At 71.6% G+C, this 17,485-nt stretch carries 17 protein-coding genes; 9 read left to right on the top strand and 8 right to left on the bottom strand.

Features of this window, described 5'->3' with window-relative positions; genetic code table 11:
- Positions 1-28: 28 nt before the first annotated feature.
- Positions 29-496, top strand: a complete 468-nt coding sequence (locus H537_RS0121005; RefSeq protein ID WP_028999415.1) for a PilZ domain-containing protein — start codon at positions 29-31, stop codon at positions 494-496.
- Between the two features lie 117 nt (positions 497-613).
- The gene (locus H537_RS0121010; protein WP_028999416.1) at positions 614-1,069 is read left to right on the top strand and encodes a PilZ domain-containing protein; all 456 of its coding nucleotides are present in this window, start codon (positions 614-616) and stop codon (positions 1,067-1,069) included.
- Between the two features lie 15 nt (positions 1,070-1,084).
- On the opposite strand, the gene H537_RS0121015 is transcribed toward H537_RS0121010, so the two are convergent.
- Genes H537_RS0121015 through apbC form a run of 5 tightly spaced genes read right to left on the bottom strand, consistent with a single transcriptional unit; the run spans position 1,085 to position 6,056 of the window.
- Entirely contained in the window at positions 1,085-1,717 is a 633-nt protein-coding gene (locus H537_RS0121015) for a TorD/DmsD family molecular chaperone (RefSeq protein ID WP_028999417.1), read from the bottom strand.
- Positions 1,718-1,725: 8 nt separating this feature from the next.
- On the bottom strand, positions 1,726-3,831 hold the full coding sequence (locus H537_RS0121020; protein WP_028999418.1) for a 4Fe-4S binding protein: 2,106 nt from the start codon (positions 3,829-3,831) through the stop codon (positions 1,726-1,728).
- Entirely contained in the window at positions 3,785-4,426 is a 642-nt protein-coding gene (locus tag H537_RS0121025; protein ID WP_028999419.1) for a DUF3306 domain-containing protein, read from the bottom strand. The genes H537_RS0121020 and H537_RS0121025 overlap by 47 nt, the downstream gene beginning before the upstream one ends.
- A 45-nt stretch (positions 4,427-4,471) precedes the next feature.
- Positions 4,472-4,963 (bottom strand): DUF3305 domain-containing protein, encoded by a 492-nt coding sequence (locus H537_RS0121030; RefSeq protein ID WP_028999420.1) that lies wholly within the window; start codon positions 4,961-4,963, stop codon positions 4,472-4,474.
- 1 nt (position 4,964) lies between these two features.
- On the bottom strand, positions 4,965-6,056 hold the full coding sequence (gene apbC / locus H537_RS0121035; protein WP_028999421.1) for an iron-sulfur cluster carrier protein ApbC: 1,092 nt from the start codon (positions 6,054-6,056) through the stop codon (positions 4,965-4,967).
- A gap of 112 nt (positions 6,057-6,168) precedes the next feature.
- On the opposite strand from apbC, the gene metG reads away from it, so the two are divergent.
- Positions 6,169-8,268, top strand: coding sequence for a methionine--tRNA ligase (metG, locus tag H537_RS0121040; RefSeq protein WP_028999422.1), 2,100 nt, complete (start codon positions 6,169-6,171; stop codon positions 8,266-8,268).
- Positions 8,269-8,415: 147 nt separating this feature from the next.
- Positions 8,416-10,125, top strand: a complete 1,710-nt coding sequence (locus H537_RS44495; RefSeq protein WP_043459375.1) for a SulP family inorganic anion transporter — start codon at positions 8,416-8,418, stop codon at positions 10,123-10,125.
- Positions 10,126-10,144: 19 nt separating this feature from the next.
- Here the strand turns inward: H537_RS44495 and H537_RS0121050 are convergent, their stop codons facing one another.
- The gene (locus H537_RS0121050) at positions 10,145-11,359 is read right to left on the bottom strand and encodes an MFS transporter (RefSeq protein WP_028999423.1); all 1,215 of its coding nucleotides are present in this window, start codon (positions 11,357-11,359) and stop codon (positions 10,145-10,147) included.
- A gap of 55 nt (positions 11,360-11,414) precedes the next feature.
- On the opposite strand from H537_RS0121050, the gene H537_RS0121055 reads away from it, so the two are divergent.
- Positions 11,415-12,383, top strand: a complete 969-nt coding sequence (locus H537_RS0121055; protein ID WP_043459377.1) for a LysR substrate-binding domain-containing protein — start codon at positions 11,415-11,417, stop codon at positions 12,381-12,383.
- A 25-nt stretch (positions 12,384-12,408) separates the two neighbouring features.
- On the opposite strand, the gene H537_RS49530 is transcribed toward H537_RS0121055, so the two are convergent.
- Complete coding sequence (locus H537_RS49530) at positions 12,409-13,317, bottom strand: CYTH domain-containing protein (protein WP_051243035.1); 909 nt, start codon at positions 13,315-13,317, stop codon at positions 12,409-12,411.
- A gap of 73 nt (positions 13,318-13,390) precedes the next feature.
- Complete coding sequence (gene bamE, locus H537_RS0121065) at positions 13,391-13,858, bottom strand: outer membrane protein assembly factor BamE domain-containing protein (RefSeq protein ID WP_028999425.1); 468 nt, start codon at positions 13,856-13,858, stop codon at positions 13,391-13,393.
- A 72-nt stretch (positions 13,859-13,930) separates the two neighbouring features.
- Here bamE and H537_RS0121070 point away from each other — a divergent pair, with 72 nt between their 5' ends.
- From H537_RS0121070 to H537_RS0121085, 4 genes are all read left to right on the top strand, one after another.
- Positions 13,931-14,134 (top strand): DUF3460 family protein, encoded by a 204-nt coding sequence (locus tag H537_RS0121070; protein WP_028999426.1) that lies wholly within the window; start codon positions 13,931-13,933, stop codon positions 14,132-14,134.
- A gap of 190 nt (positions 14,135-14,324) precedes the next feature.
- Positions 14,325-15,185, top strand: coding sequence for a segregation and condensation protein A (locus tag H537_RS44505; protein ID WP_043459379.1), 861 nt, complete (start codon positions 14,325-14,327; stop codon positions 15,183-15,185).
- Positions 15,186-15,444: 259 nt separating this feature from the next.
- On the top strand, positions 15,445-16,299 hold the full coding sequence (locus H537_RS49535) for a zinc ribbon domain-containing protein (protein WP_028999427.1): 855 nt from the start codon (positions 15,445-15,447) through the stop codon (positions 16,297-16,299).
- 23 nt (positions 16,300-16,322) lie between these two features.
- A complete protein-coding gene (locus tag H537_RS0121085) occupies positions 16,323-17,411 on the top strand; it encodes a TAXI family TRAP transporter solute-binding subunit (protein ID WP_028999428.1) in 1,089 nt (362 codons plus the stop codon).
- Positions 17,412-17,485 lie beyond the last annotated feature (74 nt).

Below are 17,485 nucleotides of genomic sequence, written 5' to 3' on the forward strand. Positions count from 1 at the left end.
GGAATCCCCATCCGCCTTCTTGCCCGCCATGCCCGTTCGCCATCCACAGCCTGCCGGTTCTTCGACCACCGCGCTGCGCCGGCATGTGCGCGAGCGCTTCGCCACCACCGTGCAGCTCACGCTGCCCAACCGGCGCGTCCTGCGGGGCCGCACCCTGGACATCAGCCTGGGCGGCATGCAGCTGGTGCTGCCGGAGAGCCTGCCGCTGCACGGCGAGTGCGAGCTGTCGCTCACCATCCCGGCCATTCCCATGGGCGCCAAGGTGATCACGGCCCGGGCACGGGTGACAAGCATCGTGTGCAGCGGGCGCGAGCGCGGTTTTCTGACCGGCCTGCGCTTCACCACCTTCCCCACCGCCTCGCGTGCCGCCCTGCTGCGCTACCTGCAGGCGCGCGACCTCAACCGCCATCCCCCATCCGCCCGCCCACACCGCCGGGTTGCCGACAACAGCCGCGACACCCCGGGAATACCCGAATTGCCGTTCATCGAGCACTAACTGGCCTCAGGTGAGACACCGTTCACACCCGGCGGAGCGCATGAAAGGCACGTGCCAGTAACAATGTGTGCAATCGTGCTTTGGTTTGACGCTCAAGTTTCAGGAACTGGTTTTTGAATGAACGGATTTATCAGCAACAAGGATCACAAGGCGCCCGTGCGGGAGTTCCGGGAGCATGCGCGGGGGCGCCTCGTGTGCACCGTGCACGTGATGCTCCCGGGCCGCCGCATCGTGGAGGCCCGCGCGGTGGACATCAGCGTCGGCGGCCTGCGGCTGCTGGTGCCGACCAACCTGCCGCTGCACTCGGTCCACAACATCCGGCTGGGCCTGCCCGGCAACCCGGAAGGCTCCTACACCGTCATGGCGCGGGGCCAGGTCATGAACGTCATGTTCAGCGGCAAGGAGAACGGCTTCATGGTGGGCATGCGCTTCACCTCCATCTCCCACGCCGCGGTGGAGGCCATCGCGCAGTACCTGCACGAGCGCCCCCGCTACGGCCGGCACGCCAGCGCCCCGGCGCACCGCGCGCAGATTGGCAACCGCGTCGCCGAAGAGGCCGACTGCCTCTGCTGAAACCCCGTCCCGTCCCTACTCGATCAGGTCGAAGGCCTGGGTTTCGACCTGCATGAAGGCGGCGGTGAAGCCCGCCAGCGCGGCGTAGAGCCTGGCCCGCGGCTGCGCCTGCACCGCCTCGCACAGCTTCTCCACCCAGGGCTGCACGTGGGCGCGGAAGAAGCGGCGCTGTTGCTCCAGGTTGCACAGCGCGACGTCGTCGCCGGCGATGAGGAAGCGCATCACCTCGAACACGCAGGCCACGTGGTCCTCGGTCTCGCCGCGCGAGGGGTCGCGCTCCAGGCCCAGGCGCGCCAGGTCGTCGCGCAGCGCCACCAGCGGGCGCTCGTTGAGGAAACCGGCCAGGTAGTACGAGCCGTAAAGGAAGACCTCGGGCTTGCCGATGCCCTCGAACAGCGCCACGTGCTCCTCGCGGGCCGCCGCCACGCTGCTGGCGCGCATGGCGCCCACGAGCGCCTGCCAAGGCGCCTCCAGGAAGCCGCCCGGCTGCGGCGCCTCGGTCACGGCGACCGCGAACTGCCGCAGCAGCGCCTCGTCCGGCGGCGCCCACCACAACCGCGCCAGCACGCCGTAGGTCTCGGCCCGCGCCAGCTCCTCGGCGTCGTCCATGGTGGACAGGCTCAGGGCCTGAAGGTGTTCTGCGCTCATGGGCTCGCTCACAGGTCGGTGATCCGCACTTCGCTGGGGTTGGAATAGATGTCGATGACGCGGCAGTCGCCGCACATCTTCAGCCGCTGCAGCGCCTCGCCCTGGAACATCGGGTGCCCCGCCAGGCGGCCGAGCATGGCCTCCACCGCCTGCAGCGTGCCGAAGGGCTTGCCGCAGCGGATGCAGCCGTAGGGCTGCGCCTCGTTGAGCACGCGGGCCTGCTTGCGCGCCTTGCCCTCCTCCGCCAGCCACAGCCGCGGCTGCAGCGCGATGGCGTCCTCGGGGCAGGTGGTGGCGCACAGGCCGCACTGCACGCAGTTCTTCTCGATGAAGCGCAGTTGCGGCTTGTCGGGGTTGTCGGCCAGCGCGGCCGAGGGGCACGCGCCCACGCAGCTCAGGCACAGCGTGCAGCGGCCCGTGTCCACGCTGATGCTGCCCAGCGGACTGGCCGCGGGCAGCGCCACGCTCTCCGGCAGCGCCCGCGGCGCCTGCGCCAGCAGGTGCTCCAGCGCCAGCTCCAGCGTGGCGCGCTTTTCACTCTGCACCGCGTAGGCGGCGGGCACGCGCACGGCGTCGGCCGGCGGCGCCAGGCGCAGCGTGGCGTCCAGCGCGGCCAAGTCGCGAGCGTCGCGGGCCTCCAGCAGCTGCACGTGCACGCCGGCGTAGCCCAGCCCGGCCAGCAGCGTGTTGGCCACCTCGGCCTGCTCCGCCAGCGCGGCGCGGTACTCGGGCGCCTCCTCCTCGGTCAGCAGGATGAACACCTGCGAGGCGCCCTGCGCCTTGGCCGTGAGCCACAGCTCCAGGCCGACGCTGGCGGTGTGCCACAGCGCCACCGGCAGCACGCGCGCGGGCAGGCCGTGGACGGACGCGTCGGTGCGCGCCGCGCGGCCCAGCTCCATCAGCAGCCGCGATCCGGCCCCCTCGCTGTGCAGCAGCAGCGCGGCGTCACGCCCGCCAGCGCGGGCGTAGGTGGTCAGCAGCGTGCGCAGCCGCCGCCCCGTGGTGGGCGCGTCCGGGTAGGCGTAGGCCAGCGCGCCGGTGGGGCACACGGTGGTGCAGGCGCCGCAGCCCACGCACAGGTGCGGCTCGACGCGGATGCCGCCCGTGGTGGTGGCCTCGCTGGCGATGGCGCGCGCGGAGCAGATCTGCACGCAGGCATCGCAGCCCACGCGCTCGTTGCGGCTGTGGGCGCAGAGCTTCTGCTTGTACTGGAAGAACTTCGGCTTCTCGAACTCGCCGGTCAGCTCGCGCAGCTTCAGCACCGCGTCGAACAGCTTCGCCGTGTCGCTGCCGGCGTGGAAGTAGCCCTGGGGCTTGGCGTGCTGGACGAAGGCCGGCGCGGGGCGCAGGTCCAGGACCATGTCGAAGGTCTCGGACAGCCGCTCCGGCTCGCGCTGGAAGTCGATGGCCCCGGCCACGGCGCAGGCCTTGACGCAGGCGCGGTGCGAGGTGCAGCGTGAGAGGTCGACCTGGTAGTCGAAGCCAATGGCGCCCTCGGGGCAGGCTTCCACGCAGGCGTTGCAGCGCGTGCACAGGTCCAGGTCGATCGGGTTGCCGCTCTCCCAGCGCACCTCGAAGGCGCCGAGCCAGCCGCTCAGGCCCGTGACGCGCCCGGCGTGCACCGCGCGCTCGCGCGGCTGCGGCAGCGCGCTGCCCGCCTCGCTCAGCAGCAGGCTCACGTCGAGCTTGTCGGTGAGCATGGCGGCGGCGCGCTCGGCGGCCTCGGCGCCGCCGATGACCAGCAGCCGCCCGGCCGAGCGGTAGCTCACGGTAGGCACCGGGTCGGGGTCAGGCAGCTGCGCGGCGGCGATGAGCGCGGCGAGCTTGGGCGTGGCGCCGCGCGCGTCCTTGGACCAGCCGCCGCTCTCGCGCAGGTTGACGAAGCGGATGGGCTGCTCCTCGGCCGGCAGCGCACCCTCGGTCTGCGCGTTGAGCTCCAGGAACAGGCGCTTCTCCTGCGTGCAGCCCACCAGGAGCTGCTCGCCGGCGACGGCCGCGGCCTTGGCCGCGCGCTGGAACTGCACCGCCTCATGGCGGCACAGCAGGTTGTGGACGGTCTGCAGCCCTTCAGCCTGCGGCAGGGCCTTCGCCAGCGCCGGGCCGTCCAGCGGCATGGTGCGGTTGCAGTTGCAGATCAGCGTCTTCATGGGGTGCGGTCGCGGTGTTCGTCAGGGGCGGCAGGGCCGCCGGGTCGTCCGGCAGGGCGGGCGCGCCGGCCACCGGCGGCTCCTGGCCGGCAGTGGCGACGCCTTCAGGCGTGCCGGTTTCAGTCTCTTTGTCCTTGTCCTCCTCGTCGTCGAAGAGGCCCAGCAGCTTGGACTGCGCGAGCTGGCGCAGCATGGCCGGCGGGATCGGATCGGGCTTGCCGTAGTCGTCGATGTAGATGTCCAGCCCGTCCATCACGTTGAAGTGTGGGTCGGTGAAGAGCTTTTTCAGCGCGGCGTTCTTCACGTCCGGCGCGACGTCGGAGGCGACGAAGCGGGAATAGTCCGAATCGCGGCCGAGCTTGGCGACGTCTTCGAGCGTGGGCGGGGGTTCGACGGGCTGCGGCGGCACCTCGGCCACGGGCTGCGCCGGCGCGGCGGCCAGGGGCGGCGCGGCTTCGGCCGCCCTGGGCTTTTCAGCCGGCGGCGGCTCGGGCGGCTGCTCGCCGCGCGCGACCTGCGTTTTGCGCCGCGACCAGCGCGAGAAGAAGCCGTCTTCGGCCATGCTGAAACTCCTGATGGTCCGAGGGACGGGAGGCTCGGGAGGGCGTCAGCCGCCGCGCCCGCGCTCCTCGGGACGCCGGAACGAGGCCGGGCGCTGGCGCTTCTTGGGCTCGGGCCGGTAGTGCTCGTCCACGTAGGCCTGCAGCCAGTCGCGCACCTGCGGATGCAGCGGCACGTTGTCCACGCGTTCCTGCGCATCGAGCCAGCGGCCCGCCTCGTTGTAGGACAGGCTCACGATCTCGGGGCGCGCGCGGGAGGGGTCCTCGTCATCCGTGCGCCACATCACGAACCACACCGGCGTGCCGGCGCTGAGGTTGAGGTAGTAGCCCTCGGCCTCGTCCTTGAACAGCTCCAGCTCGAAGCCGGGGAAGAGGAAGCTCGCGGTCTTGCCGTCGTCGCGCAGCAGCCGCGCCTCGGTGCCGAAGCCGCCCTCGTCGGGCAGCACCTCGGCGATGCGGTGGCGCCAGTCCTCCCAGCGGTTGGGCTGGTGCTCGCGCTCCATCAGGACCGCGACCCGGACCGACGGCCGCTGCGACATCTCAGGTGCCCTTGGAGATGGTGATGGAGGGGAACTTGCTGCTGAAATCCTTGGCCTTGGCGGCGATCTTGATCGCCACCTGGCGCGCCACGGCCTTGTAGATGCCGGAGATCTCGCCATCGGGGTCGTTGACCACGGTGGGACGGCCGCTGTCGGCCTGCTCGCGGATGCCCATGGACAGCGGAAGCGCCCCGAGGTAGTCCACGCCGTACTCGGCCGCCATCTTCTTGCCCCCTTCGGCGCCGAAGATGTGCTCGGCGTGGCCGCAGTTGGAGCACACGTGCACGGCCATGTTCTCCACCACGCCCAGGATGGGCACGCCCACCTTCTCGAACATCTTCAGGCCCTTGCGCGCGTCCAGCAGCGCAATGTCCTGCGGCGTGGTCACGATCACGGCGCCGGTGAGCGGCACCTTCTGGGAGAGCGTGAGCTGGATGTCGCCGGTGCCCGGGGGCATGTCGACGATGAGGTAGTCCAGGTCGGACCAGTTGGTCTGGCGCAGCAGCTGCTCCAGCGCCTGGGTGGCCATGGGGCCGCGCCAGATCATGGGGTTGTCGGCCTCGATCAGGAAGCCGATGGACATGACCTGCACGCCGTAGTTCTCCAGCGGCTCCATGGTCTGGCCGTCGGCGCTCTCGGGGCGGCCCTCGATGCCCATCATCATGGGCTGGCTGGGGCCGTAGATGTCGGCGTCCAGGATGCCCACGCGCGCGCCCTCGGCGGCCAGCGCCAGCGCCAGGTTCACGGTGGTGGTGCTCTTGCCCACGCCGCCTTTGCCCGAGGCCACGGCGACGATGTTCTTCACCTTGGGCAGCAGCTGCACGCCGCGCTGCACCGCGTGCGCCGTGATCTCCACGCTCAGGTTGGCGCTGACGTTGGCCACGCCGGCCACCGTGCGCGCGGCGGCGATGAGCGCGCGGCGCAGCACCGGCATCTGGCTCTTGGCGGGGTAGCCCAGCACCACGTCGAAGCTGACGTCGTCGCCATCGATGCGCAGGTTCCTGAGCTGGCGGGTGGAGACGAAATCGCGCCCGGTGTTGGGATCGACGACGGTCTTGAGCGCGTCCAGCAGCGCGGCTTCAGTGGCGGCCATAAGGGGGTGACAACAGGGGGATTCTGAGAGGGGAAGCAGTCTAGCCCAGGGGGGCTGACCTTGACGTGCGGCCTAGAATCTGGGTTTGCCCCGCGCGCCCAAGAGACCCTTGATGACACGCCAGCTTTTCGTCACCACCGCCCTGCCCTACGCCAACGGCGCCTTCCACATCGGCCACATCATGGAGTACATCCAGGCCGACATCTGGGTGCGCTTCCAGCGCATGCGCGGCAACACGGTGCACTTCGTGGGCGCCGACGACGCGCACGGTGCGCCGATCATGATCGCCGCCGAGAAGGTCGGGAAAACCCCACAACAGTTCGTGGCCGAGATCGCCGCCGGGCGCAAGCAGTACCTGGACGGCTTCCACATCGCCTTCGACCACTGGCACTCCACCGACGCCCCGGAGAACCACCAGCTCGCGCAGGACATCTACCGCGCGCTGCGCCGCGAGGGCCTGATCGCCGTGCGCAACATCGAGCAGTTCTTCGACCCCGTGAAGTCGATGTTCCTGCCCGACCGCTACATCAAGGGCGAGTGCCCCAAGTGCGCCGCCAAGGACCAGTACGGCGACTCCTGCGAGGTCTGCGGCGCGGTGTACGCGCCCACCGAGCTGAAGAACCCGTACTCCACGCTCACCGGCGCCACGCCGGTGATGAAGAGCTCCGAGCACCACTTCTTCCAGCTCTCCTCGCCGCGCTGCCTGGAGTTCCTGCAGCGCTGGACGCAGGAGCCCGGGCGGCTGCAGCCCGAGGTGCTCAACAAGATCAAGGAGTGGTTCGCCGCCGACGACGAGGGCCACGTGGGCCTGTCGGACTGGGACATCTCCCGCGACGCGCCCTACTTCGGCATCGAGATCCCCGACGCCCCGGGCAAGTACTTCTACGTCTGGCTGGACGCGCCCGTGGGCTACCTGGCCTCGCTCAAGGCCTGGTTCGACCAGGGCGGCCCCCAGCGCCGCGACGGCGACAGCCGCAGCTTCGAGCAGTTCGTGGCCGACCCGGCGGTGGAGCAGTACCACTTCATCGGCAAGGACATCACGTACTTCCACACGCTGTTCTGGCCCGCGATGCTGCATTTCAGCGGCCGCAAGGAGCCGACCAACGTGTTCGTGCACGGCTTTATCACCGTCAGCGGCGAGAAGATGAGCAAGTCGCGCGGCACCGGCATCAGCCCGCTGAAGTACCTGGAGATCGGCATGAACGCCGAGTGGCTGCGCTACTACATCGCCGCCAAGCTCAACGCCAAGGTCGAGGACGTGGACTTCAACCCTGAGGACTTCGTCGCGCGGGTGAACTCGGACCTGGTGGGCAAGTACGTCAACATCGCCAGCCGCGCCGCGGGCTTCATCGCCAAGCGCTTCGAGGGCCACCTCAGCGCCGACCTGGGCGTGGAAGGCCGCGCGCTGCTGGACGGCCTGCGCGCCGGGCGCGAGGACATCGAGCGCCTCTATGAGGAGCGCGAGTTCGGCAAGGCGGTGCGCGAGGTCATGGCGCTGGCCGACCGCGTCAACGCCTACGTGGACCAGCACAAGCCCTGGGACCTGGCCAAGAAGCCGGAGCTGTCGGCGGCGCTGCACGACGTGTGCAGCACCTGCATCGAGGCGTTCCGCCTGCTCACCATCTACCTCAAGCCCGTGCTGCCCTCCGTGGCGGCGCAGGTGGAGAAGTTCCTGCAGGTGGAACCGCTGAACTTTGCCGACGCCGCACGCGCCCTGGGCGCGCACCGCATCGGCGCCTACCAGCACCTGATGCAGCGCGTGGACCCGAAGCTGCTGGACGCGCTGTTCGAGCCGGCTGCGGCGGCGGCTGCCGCGGCCCCGGCCGCCGCGGCCGAGGCGCCCGCGCTGCCCGGCGGCGAGGACATCGCGCCCACCATCGGCATCGAGGACTTCGCCAAGATCGACCTGCGCATCGCCCGCATCGTGGAGGCGCGCAAGGTCGAGGGCAGCAACAAGCTGCTGCAGCTCACGCTGGACGTGGGCGAGGGCCGCACGCGCAACGTCTTCAGCGGCATCCAGTCCGCCTACACGCCCGAGCAGCTCGTGGGCAAGCTCACCGTGATGGTGGCGAACCTGGCGCCGCGCAAGATGAAGTTCGGCGTGAGCGAAGGCATGGTGCTGGCGGCCAGCCACGCCGACGAGAAGGCGCAGCCCGGCATCCACGTCCTGGAGCCCTGGCCGGGCGCCCAGCCCGGCATGCGGGTGCGCTGACATGGCGCGGTGGCCGGCGTCGCAGCGGCTCAGCCTGGTGGCTGGCCCCTCGCGCCGGCGCCGCTTCATCGCCCTGCGGCACCACTGCGGACCTCCGGCGGCGCGACGCATGACGCGCGTTCGCCATCCCTGCATTCCGGAGGTTCCATGCTCGCTCTGCACCGTTTCCAGCCGCGCCTCATCCAGGCGCTGCGCGGCTATTCCCGCGGCCAGCTCATCGCCGACCTGGGCGCCGGCCTGACGGTCGGCATCGTCGCCCTGCCCCTGGCCATGGCCTTTGCCATCGCCAGCGGGCTCAAGCCCGAACAGGGCATCTTCACCGCCGTCATCGCCGGCTTCCTGATCTCGGCGCTGGGCGGCTCCAACGTCCAGATCGGCGGCCCGGCCGGCGCCTTCATCGTCATCGTCTACGGCATCCAGGCGCAGTACGGCCTGGCGAACCTGCTCATCGCCACCATGCTCGCCGGCGTGCTGCTGTTCGTGCTGGGGCTGCTGCGGCTGGGGGCGCTGGTGCGCTACATCCCGGTGGGGGTGGTGATCGGCTTCACCAACGGCATCGCCGTGCTCATCGGGCTGTCGCAGCTGAAGGATCTGCTGGGGCTGCGCATCGAGAAGATGCCGGCCGACTTCTTCGCGCAGATCGCGGCGCTGTGGTCGCACCTGCACACCGTCAACCTCGCGGCGCTGGCCCTGGGGCTGGGCAGCCTGGCGCTGGTGGTGGTGTGGCCCAAGTCCTACCGCATGCCCAGCCCGCCGCACGGCCTGCTGGAGAAGGTCAAGCGCCATGCCGCGCAGGTGCCGGGCACCGTCATCGCGCTGGCGCTGGCGACGCTCACGGCGCGCGTGCTGGGGCTGGAGGTGGAGACCATCGGCTCGCGCTTCGGCGGCATTCCGCAGTCGCTGCCGGGCTTCGATCTGCCGAGCTTCGACTGGGCCGGCGTGAAGCAGCTGCTCATGCCCACGCTGACCATCGCGCTGCTGGGCGCCATCGAGTCGCTGCTGTGCGCGCGCGTGGCCGACAACATGAGCGACCTGCCGCGCCACGACCCGAACCAGGAGTTGATGGCGCAGGGCGTGGCGAACTTCGTCGCGCCGCTGTTCGGCGGCATGCCCGCCACCGGCACCATCGCCCGCACCTCGACCAACGTGCGCTCGGGCGCGCGCACGCCGGTGGCGGGCATGGTGCACGCGCTGACGCTGCTGGCCGTCGTGCTGGTGGCCGCCCCGCTGGCGGTGCACGTGCCGCTGGCGGCGCTGGCGGGGATCCTGCTATTCGTGGCCTGGAACATGGGCGAGTGGCACGAGTTCGCGCGGCTGCGCCAGTTCAAGCTGCCCTATCGCGCGGTGGTGCTGGGCAGCTTCGTGCTCACGGTGGTGTTCGACCTGACGGTGGCGGTGGAGGCCGGGCTGCTGATGGCCTGCGGCTTCTTCATCCTGCGCATGGGCAACCTGTTCCGCATCGAGCCGATGCCGCTGCCGGAGCCGCTGCCGGGCGTGCAGGTGATGCAGGCCTACGGCGCGCTGTTCTTCGGCGCCGTGGGCAAGCTGGAGTCGCTGCCCGAGCAGATGGCGCCGGGCACGCGGGTGCTGGTGCTGGAGATGCACCGCCTGGTGTCGCTGGACAGCACCGGCGTGGACACGCTCAAGCAGCTCGCGCGCACGCTGCGCCGCCGCGGCATCGCGCTGGTGCTGGCCGACCCCAACGAGCAGCCGCTGTCGCTGCTCAAGCGCGCGGGGCTGGAGGAGATCCTGGGGGCGGAGTGCATCGTGGCGACGCTGGGCGAGGCGCTGGGGCTGGCGCGGCGGACCGTGGAAGGCCGCCCCGCGCCCGGGCGCACCGCGATGGCCGAGGCGTAGGCGGCCCTGGGGCCGGTCCTCAACCGGGTTGTGCCGCCGACGGCGCCAGGCGCGGGTGAAGCGCCAACGCCAGCGGCACGATCGCCAGCGCGGTCAGTGCCGTCGCCACGGTGGCGGCCTGTATGCCGATGTGGTCGCCCAGGAAGCCGTAGACGATCGGCGACAGCGCGCCCGAAGCGATGGTGCCCGTGTAGAACACCGCGAAGGCGCGCTCGATGCCGCTGGGCGGCGCGAGGTCCGGCACGGTGCCGTAGAGCACCGACGACGTTCCGTTGAGCATCAGTCCCAGGAGCGGAAGCAGCACGAGCGCGGGCCCCAGCGGGCACAGCAGCACGGCCACGATGCATGCCGCCGTGCCGCCTTCGGTCACCAGTACCGTGCCCGTCACGCCGAGGCGCTCGCCCAGCCACCCGCAGACGAACTTGCCGGCCGCTCCGCCGATGAACACCAACGCCAGCGCGGTGCCCAGCATGGAGGGCGAGATGCCCTTGGCCTGCAGCAGAAAGGGCAGGAAAGTCAGCATGCCCATGCGCACGGCGGTGTCGAGCACGCCGATCGCCAGCAGCAGCTGGAAGCCGCTGCCCGAGGCGTCCGGGCCGCCACCCGCCTGGCGCTGCGCCGCTGGTGCGGCGCGCGGCAGAGACGGGAGGAAAAGTGCAAGACCTGCCGCGGCCAGAACGCCCAGCGCGGCCATCACCCACAGCGCATGGCGCCAGGGCATCCCGGCCACCAGAAGCGACATGGCCGCCGGCAGCGCGGCCTTGCCCAGGTCGCCGGCGAAGTTGTAGATGCCCAGCGGCCCCCGAGCGCGCTGGCCGTAGGCGTGCGACACGGCGGCAGAGGCCAGCGGGTGCTGGACGCTCGATCCGCAGCCCGACACCGCCAGCGCCACGCCCAGGCCCAACAGGCTTCCCGACACGCCGGCCGCCGCGTAGCCCAGTGCCGCCAGCAGCGTGCCCAGCGCCAGCGTGGCTCGGCGTCCGATGCGCTGCGACAGCCGGCCGGCCGAGAGCTGCAGGCAGGCCATGGTGCCGCCGTAGACCGCGCGCAGCACGGCCAGCGCGCCGTAGCCCAGGCCGAATTCCGCCTGCCACACCGGCAGCAGGACGTAGATGAGGTCGGTGTAGCCGTCGTGCAGCGCATGGGCCACGCACGACAGCCACAGCACCCGGTTCGCTTTGGGCGCAGCTTGCTGGCGCCCGGTCGAATCGGGCGCGAGGGAGGGCGTCGTCATGCGCCTGATCCTAGGCTTTGGCCATCGGCGCTACCACAGACCTAATATCGCGTCCATGGGGAGAAAAAGTCCCATCAGCGCTGAAAAGGCCGAAACCGGCGTGGAGCGCTCCCGACTGCCGCCGCTCAATGCGCTGCGCAGCTTCGAGGCGGTCGCCCTGCACGGCAGCTTCACGGCCGCGGCAGCCAAGCTCAACGTCACCCATTGGGCGGTCGGCAAGCAGATCCGCCTGCTGGAGGACTGGTTCGGCAAGCCGCTGTTCGAACGCCGCGCGCGCGGGGTGCGGCTCACCGATGAGGGCGCGGCCCTGCTGGGCGACGTCAGCGACGCCTTCGACCGGCTGGCAACGGGCACCGCCCGGCTGCGCGACACAGGCCCAGCCCGGCGGCCATCGGGGACCGTGCGGGTGAACGCCCTGGTCAGCTTCGCGGTGAGCTGGTTGCTGCCACGGCTGCCTGGCTTCTGCGCGCAATTCCCCGAGGTCGACGTGCAGGTGTCGACCACGTCGCGCAGGTTGCGCTACGTGGGCGGCACCTTCGACATCGGCGTGCGATCCGGGCATGAACAGATCGTCGGCCTGGAGTCGCGCATGCTCATGGCGGACGTGCGCCTGCCGGCATGCAGCCCCGCCCTGCTGCAACAGCACCCGATCCGCAGCGTGGGCGACCTTCGCCACCACACGCTGCTGCACTCCGCCAGCACCAAGGGCGCCTGGGCCCGCTGGCTGCACGAGGCGGGCGCTTCCGGCCTGCGGCCGGTGCGGCAGATGGAGTTCGAGCACGTCTTCCTGCAGCAGGCCGCGGCGGTGGAAGGCCTGGGCGTGACACTGGCCTCGCTGCCGCTGATCCGGCGCGATCTGGCCGCCGGGCGTCTGGTGTGCCCGCTGCCGGCACCGACCTGGCGCGCGCCGGACTATGTGATGGTGCTCGCCACCGAACGCGGGAGCGATGCCGCCGTTTCAGCATTCAGGGATTGGATGGTGCAGGCCGCTGCGGAAGAGCCGGGCACGCCGCCGACGGCGTGATGCCGCGCCCGCGCCAGGACAGGCCCTAGCCCTCCACCACTCCCACCAGCTCCAGCGCCAGCCGGTTGAAGCCCGGCGCGCGCAGCAGTTCCCCGGCGGCGGCCAGGCGCTCGCCCGGCGGATGCGCCGCGATGGCGTCGAGCTGCGCCCGCAGTCCCTGCAGCGCTGTGGCTACCGGCAGCAGCGCGGCGGCGCGCAGGCCCTCCTCCACCGCCTCGCGCAGCGCCTGCAGGTGGTCCTCGCCGCCCAGGCCTTCGGCCAGCTCGCAGGCGTTGACCAGCATCTGCTCCAGCGCCGACGCCAGCGTGCCGCCCGCCAGCCGCACCGGCGGCACGGTCGTGATGCCCCGCGCCAGGCGCTCGCCGCGCTCGGCCTTGCTGCGCACGTCCAGCCACAGCCCGTGGCGCAGCACGCCCTCGCCGGCCAGCGCCAGCAGCGCGGCCACCGGGCCCTGCAGCAGCTCGTACTCCAGCTCGTACATCGGCGCCTCGACGGCGCCGGCGCGCAGCACGCCCTCGTCCAGCGCCAGCTCGATCACGGCGTCCGCCTGGTCCAGCGCCAGCACGGTGCGGCGCACGTCGGTCTCGAAGGTGAGCGCAAGTTCGCCCGTGCCCAGCGCGCGGCGCAACGCGGCGCCGGCGGGCGTGCCGTCGTGGCGCGACGGGTCCAGCCGCGGCTCGTTCGCGTCCAGCACCACCTCGTGCTCCAGGCGCTGCATCACGCCGTCGCCGCGGCCCTTGAGCGTCTGCACCCAGACGGTGCCCTCGCGGCGCAGCCGCAGCGCCATGCCGGCCGAGGCCAGCGCGCGGGCGGCGGTGTCGAAGTAGCGTGCCTGCAGCCGCAGCGGCCGGCCGCCGGCGGCCTGGACCTCGGCGTGCACGGCAGCGCGGGCGGCGGGCGGAATCTGGAATTTCAGTTCGGTTTCGGTGCTCATGGACAGTGCTCGGGTCGCCGCGCGGCGGCGGCCGGGAGGGGTAGAGGAGAAGGCGGCAAGCGGCCGGCCGGCGTCAGCGGTCGCCGGGCAGCTGGTCCATGCTGCCCGTGCCCTTCACCAGGCCGTCGGCGTCGAAGGTGACGCTGAAGAGCTTTTCCTGCTGGCCGTCGAGGTACTGCCAGTCCCAGACCTCGGTCTGGCTCAGGCGGTAGGGCGTGCGCTTGGCGGGACGGCCCAGGAGGTCGCGCACCTGCTGCCGCGTCATGCCGGGCGACACCATCGCGAAGTAGCGCGCCGACAGCACCTGGCGCAGCGCGCTCATGCGCCCGTCGGGGCCAATGGTGATGAGGTAGTTCTGCCGCCCGGCGGGCTGGCGCGGGTACTCCAGCGTGCGCGAGCCGTCGCCCTCCTCGCGCACGCGCTCGGGCTCGCCGAATTCACGCCGCACGTCGGCCTCGGTGGCCACGCCCTCTTCGAGCTTGGCGATGCGCTGCGAGTCGCAGCCGGCCAGCAGACCTCCGAGCAGTGCCAGCATTGCCATGTTCATCCACCGCAAGTCGGGACTCCCCAAAAGTTAAAATCCGGGTTTTCCAACATTGTCCCGCCGCACGCCATGCCTCTCTTCTGGAAGCCCTACAAGTCGGAGTTCGGCCAGTTCCTTGACGAGCTCAAGGCCAAGAACCCGCAGATGGAAGCGCAGCAGCGCGCCGGCCGTGCCCTGCTGTGGGACCGCCCGCAGGACCGCGAGGCCTCCGCCCAGTGGCGCGAAGCGCGCGTGCCGCAGCAACCCTACGTCTACCAGACCAAGAGCGAATGATCCGGCGCGCGGGCGCCCGCCGCCCGCGACGGCCGCTCCGGCAGCATCCATGGCCGTATCCGCCTCTTCTCTCCTGACACCCGACGACCCCGCTGCCGCCGAGGCGGCCGGGTCCGGAACCTCGAACACGCCGCCCGTGCCCGCCGCGGGCGCGGCCCTGCCTGCGCCCGCAGCGGCGGCGGCCGGGGCGATGGACACCGAGGCGCCCTCGCCGTCCGCGGCGGAGGCCGCGCGCAGCGCCGAGGCGGTGGCCGTGGCGCGGCTGTACGGCGAGCCGCTGTTCCGGCTGCCGCAGGACCTCTACATCCCGCCCGACGCGCTGGAGGTCTTCCTCGACGCCTTCGAGGGCCCGCTGGACCTGCTGCTCTACCTGATCCGGCGCCAGAACTTCAACATCCTCGACATCCCGCTGGCCGACGTCACGCGCCAGTACCTGGGCTACGTGGAGGAGATCCGCAAGCGCAACCTGGAGCTGGCCAGCGAGTACCTGCTCATGGCGGCCATGCTCATCGAGATCAAGAGCCGGCTGCTGCTGCCGCCGCCCAAGACCGAGGACGGCGCCGAGCCCGAGGACCCGCGCGCCGAACTCGTGCGCCGGCTGCTGGAGTACGAGCAGATGAAGGCGGCGGCGGCGCGCATCGACGCGCTGCCTACGCTGGGGCGCGACTTCATGCCCGCGCAGGCGGCCATCGAGCTGGCGCTGGAGCCGCCGCTGCCGCAGGTGCGCCCGGAAGACCTGCGCGACGCCTGGCTGGCCATCGTGCGCCGCGCCAAGCTCAACCAGCACCACACCATCACGCGCGAGCAGCTCTCGGTGCGCGAGCACATGGGCATCGTGCTGCGCCGCCTGCGCGAGCGGCCCTACGTGGAGTTCGAGCGGCTGTTCGACGTCCGGCGCGGACTGCCGGTGCTGGTCGTGACCTTCGTCGCCATGCTGGAACTCGCACGCGAGCGGCTGCTGGAGATCACGCAGGCCGAGGCCTTCGCGCCCATCTACGTGCGCCTGGCCGCACCGGTGTCGGACAGCGCCGAAGCCGCTGCTGCCGAGTAGGCAGGCCGCCCCGGGACGATCCTGGGCAGCGCCCGGCACGCGGCGTGCCGCGAGCGGCCTTAGCGGCGCAAGCTGACTTCTGTCCTCCCCCTGAGGGGCGAATCCGCATCCCCTGCAAGCGGGGGGAGGCGGCGCCGAGCCTTCGGTGCGAGCGCATACCCTCGGCGGGCCATGTGTCTGCGACATGGCGGGGGACGCCGCCCTGCGGCGCGCGCAGCCCGGACCGCGGGGCCTCTCCCGGCCGGGCGGGATTGCAAGCATGCCCACCACACCTTCCGCCTCCTGGGTGGCCGAATGCGCCGCCTGCCACCACAGCAACCCGGCGCGAGCCCATTTCTGCAGCGTCTGCGGCGCCCCGCTGCAGTCGCCCGCCGCCGCGGCGGCCCGGGCCTCGGCCGCCGCCGCGCCGGAAACCACGGCCGGCGACCCGCCCGAGCCCAAGGGCTTCATGCTGCATTTCAACGACGACAACAGCCTCGCCATCGCGCCGCGCTACACCGCGCCCGACGCCGGCGATGCCGACACGGCAGCCCCCTCCGGCGCCAATCCGGCCGGGCACGCGGCGCGGCAGCAGCCCCACGCCGAGTTCCACTTCAGCCTGCCCGGCCCGCAGCCGCAGGCCCAGGAGCGCGCCCAGCCGAGTGCGAGCCGCGTGAACTGGAGCAACGCCACCGTCGCCGGCGCCATGCTGGCGCTCACGGCCATCGTGGGCTCGGGCAGCTACCTGCTGGGCCGCAGCAGCCTCACCTCGCCCACGCCGCTGGCCGGCTACCAGGCTCCTGCGCCCGCGATGGCCACCGCCCTGGGCACCGTCCCGGCTCAGCCGCCGGCCGCCCTGCACACCGCCGCGGCCACGCCGCCGGGCGCCGACGGCCTCCAGCCCGCGCAGAGCAGCCCGGGCCAGGCGCAGCAGGCGCTGGCCCCGCTGGCGCCTACCCTGCCGGCGCAGCCGGTGGCCGCAGCCACGGTGCCGGCCGCGACCGTGGCCCAGGCCACACCGGCCAGGGCCGCGGCCCCACAAGCGGTGGCCGCTCCGGGCGCAGCAGCGCGCGGCGCTCCGGCCGCCATGCCCTGCAACGCCACAGTGGCGGCGCTGGGCCTGTGCGAACCCTGATCACCACGGGAGGGAGAGAGACCATGAGATCCACCATCCGCCACAGCGTCGCCGCGGTACTGGGCACCGCGCTCGCGCTGGCCGCGCAAGCCGCCTCCGTCGACTACAAGATCGTCACCGCCTCGGAGCGCGGCACCTACATCCAGATCGGCCGCGACCTGGCGCGCTTCGTGGCGCCGCAGGCCGACATCGCGCTGGAGGCGCTGCCCTCCGCCGGCTCGGCGGAGAACGTGCAGCGGCTGCGCAGCGAGCCCGGCGTGAAGCTCGCGCTGGTGCAGTCCGACGTCTACCAAGCCTTCCTCGACCGTGCCGCGGCCGGCAACCCGCAAGCGGCCGAGACCATCAAGCCGCTGCGCGTGGTCATGCCGCTCTACAACGAGGAGATCTACTTCATCACCCGCGCCGACTCGCCGCTGCAGAACGTGCACGAGATCAAGGACGCCCGGATCAACGTCGGCCCGCTGCTCAGCGGCACCGCGCTGTCGGCCACCACGCTGTACAAGCAGATGTTTGGCAAGCCGCTGCCCGACGGCCAGGCCAGCTACCTCAGCAACGAGGACGCGCTGGTCAAGCTCACGGTGGACAAGAGCATCGACGTGGTGGTGGCCGTGGCCGGGCAGCCGGCCAAGCTGCTGGTGGACATGAAGCCCGAGGCGCGACAGCTCATCCGGCTGCTGAAGTTCGACGCCGCCAACCCCGCGAGCAAGGCCGCGCTGCAGACCTACTTCCCCTCGGTGGTGAAGGCCAGCAACTACCCCAACCTGCTCCCTGAGGACATTCCCGGCGTGGCCGTGAAGGCCTTCCTCGTCACCTTCAACTACGGGCAGTCCGACACTACCGCCCACCTCAGCCGCTTCGCGCGCGCGCTGTGCCAGAACTTCCCCACGCTGCAGGCCGAAGGCCACCCGAAGTGGAAGGAAGTGAACCTCGCGCTGCCGCCGCTGGGCAAGGGCTGGAGCTACTACGCGCCCATGGTGCGCGAGTTCAACAGCTGCGTGAGCGAGCACGCCCGCGCCGGGCGCGTGATCCAGCCGGTGGTCAATCCCAACACCAAGCCCAACGCCCCGCAGTGCCCGCAGCAGGAGCGCATCCTGGGCCTGTGCAAGTCGTGATGTGATGCGCTCGCCGCCGGGCCCTCCCGGGCCGGCGGCCACTTGGCCCCCGGGGCCGCCCTGTCGTTCATGGG

Origin of the sequence: Azohydromonas australica DSM 1124 (assembly GCF_000430725.1) — a bacterium.
Taxonomy (GTDB): Bacteria; Pseudomonadota; Gammaproteobacteria; order Burkholderiales; family Burkholderiaceae_C; genus Azohydromonas; species Azohydromonas australica.

What these genes read in the sequence shown, in the direction of transcription:
- H537_RS0121010 (WP_028999416.1), top strand. Translation starts at nt 614, where the DNA reads ATGAACGGATTTATCAGCAACAAGGATCACAAGGCGCCCGTGCGGGAG.
- H537_RS0121025 (WP_028999419.1), bottom strand. Translation starts at nt 4,426, where the DNA reads ATGGCCGAAGACGGCTTCTTCTCGCGCTGGTCGCGGCGCAAAACGCAG.
- H537_RS0121015 (WP_028999417.1), bottom strand. Translation starts at nt 1,717, where the DNA reads ATGAGCGCAGAACACCTTCAGGCCCTGAGCCTGTCCACCATGGACGAC.
- bamE (WP_028999425.1), bottom strand. Translation starts at nt 13,858, where the DNA reads ATGGCAATGCTGGCACTGCTCGGAGGTCTGCTGGCCGGCTGCGACTCG.
- H537_RS49535 (WP_028999427.1), top strand. Translation starts at nt 15,445, where the DNA reads ATGCCCACCACACCTTCCGCCTCCTGGGTGGCCGAATGCGCCGCCTGC.
- H537_RS0121020 (WP_028999418.1), bottom strand. Translation starts at nt 3,831, where the DNA reads ATGCCGCTGGACGGCCCGGCGCTGGCGAAGGCCCTGCCGCAGGCTGAA.
- H537_RS0121005 (WP_028999415.1), top strand. Translation starts at nt 29, where the DNA reads ATGCCCGTTCGCCATCCACAGCCTGCCGGTTCTTCGACCACCGCGCTG.
- H537_RS0121050 (WP_028999423.1), bottom strand. Translation starts at nt 11,359, where the DNA reads ATGACGACGCCCTCCCTCGCGCCCGATTCGACCGGGCGCCAGCAAGCT.
- H537_RS0121055 (WP_043459377.1), top strand. Translation starts at nt 11,415, where the DNA reads ATGGGGAGAAAAAGTCCCATCAGCGCTGAAAAGGCCGAAACCGGCGTG.
- metG (WP_028999422.1), top strand. Translation starts at nt 6,169, where the DNA reads ATGACACGCCAGCTTTTCGTCACCACCGCCCTGCCCTACGCCAACGGC.
- H537_RS44495 (WP_043459375.1), top strand. Translation starts at nt 8,416, where the DNA reads ATGCTCGCTCTGCACCGTTTCCAGCCGCGCCTCATCCAGGCGCTGCGC.
- H537_RS44505 (WP_043459379.1), top strand. Translation starts at nt 14,325, where the DNA reads ATGGACACCGAGGCGCCCTCGCCGTCCGCGGCGGAGGCCGCGCGCAGC.
- H537_RS0121070 (WP_028999426.1), top strand. Translation starts at nt 13,931, where the DNA reads ATGCCTCTCTTCTGGAAGCCCTACAAGTCGGAGTTCGGCCAGTTCCTT.
- apbC (WP_028999421.1), bottom strand. Translation starts at nt 6,056, where the DNA reads ATGGCCGCCACTGAAGCCGCGCTGCTGGACGCGCTCAAGACCGTCGTC.
- H537_RS49530 (WP_051243035.1), bottom strand. Translation starts at nt 13,317, where the DNA reads ATGAGCACCGAAACCGAACTGAAATTCCAGATTCCGCCCGCCGCCCGC.
- H537_RS0121030 (WP_028999420.1), bottom strand. Translation starts at nt 4,963, where the DNA reads ATGTCGCAGCGGCCGTCGGTCCGGGTCGCGGTCCTGATGGAGCGCGAG.
- H537_RS0121085 (WP_028999428.1), top strand. Translation starts at nt 16,323, where the DNA reads ATGAGATCCACCATCCGCCACAGCGTCGCCGCGGTACTGGGCACCGCG.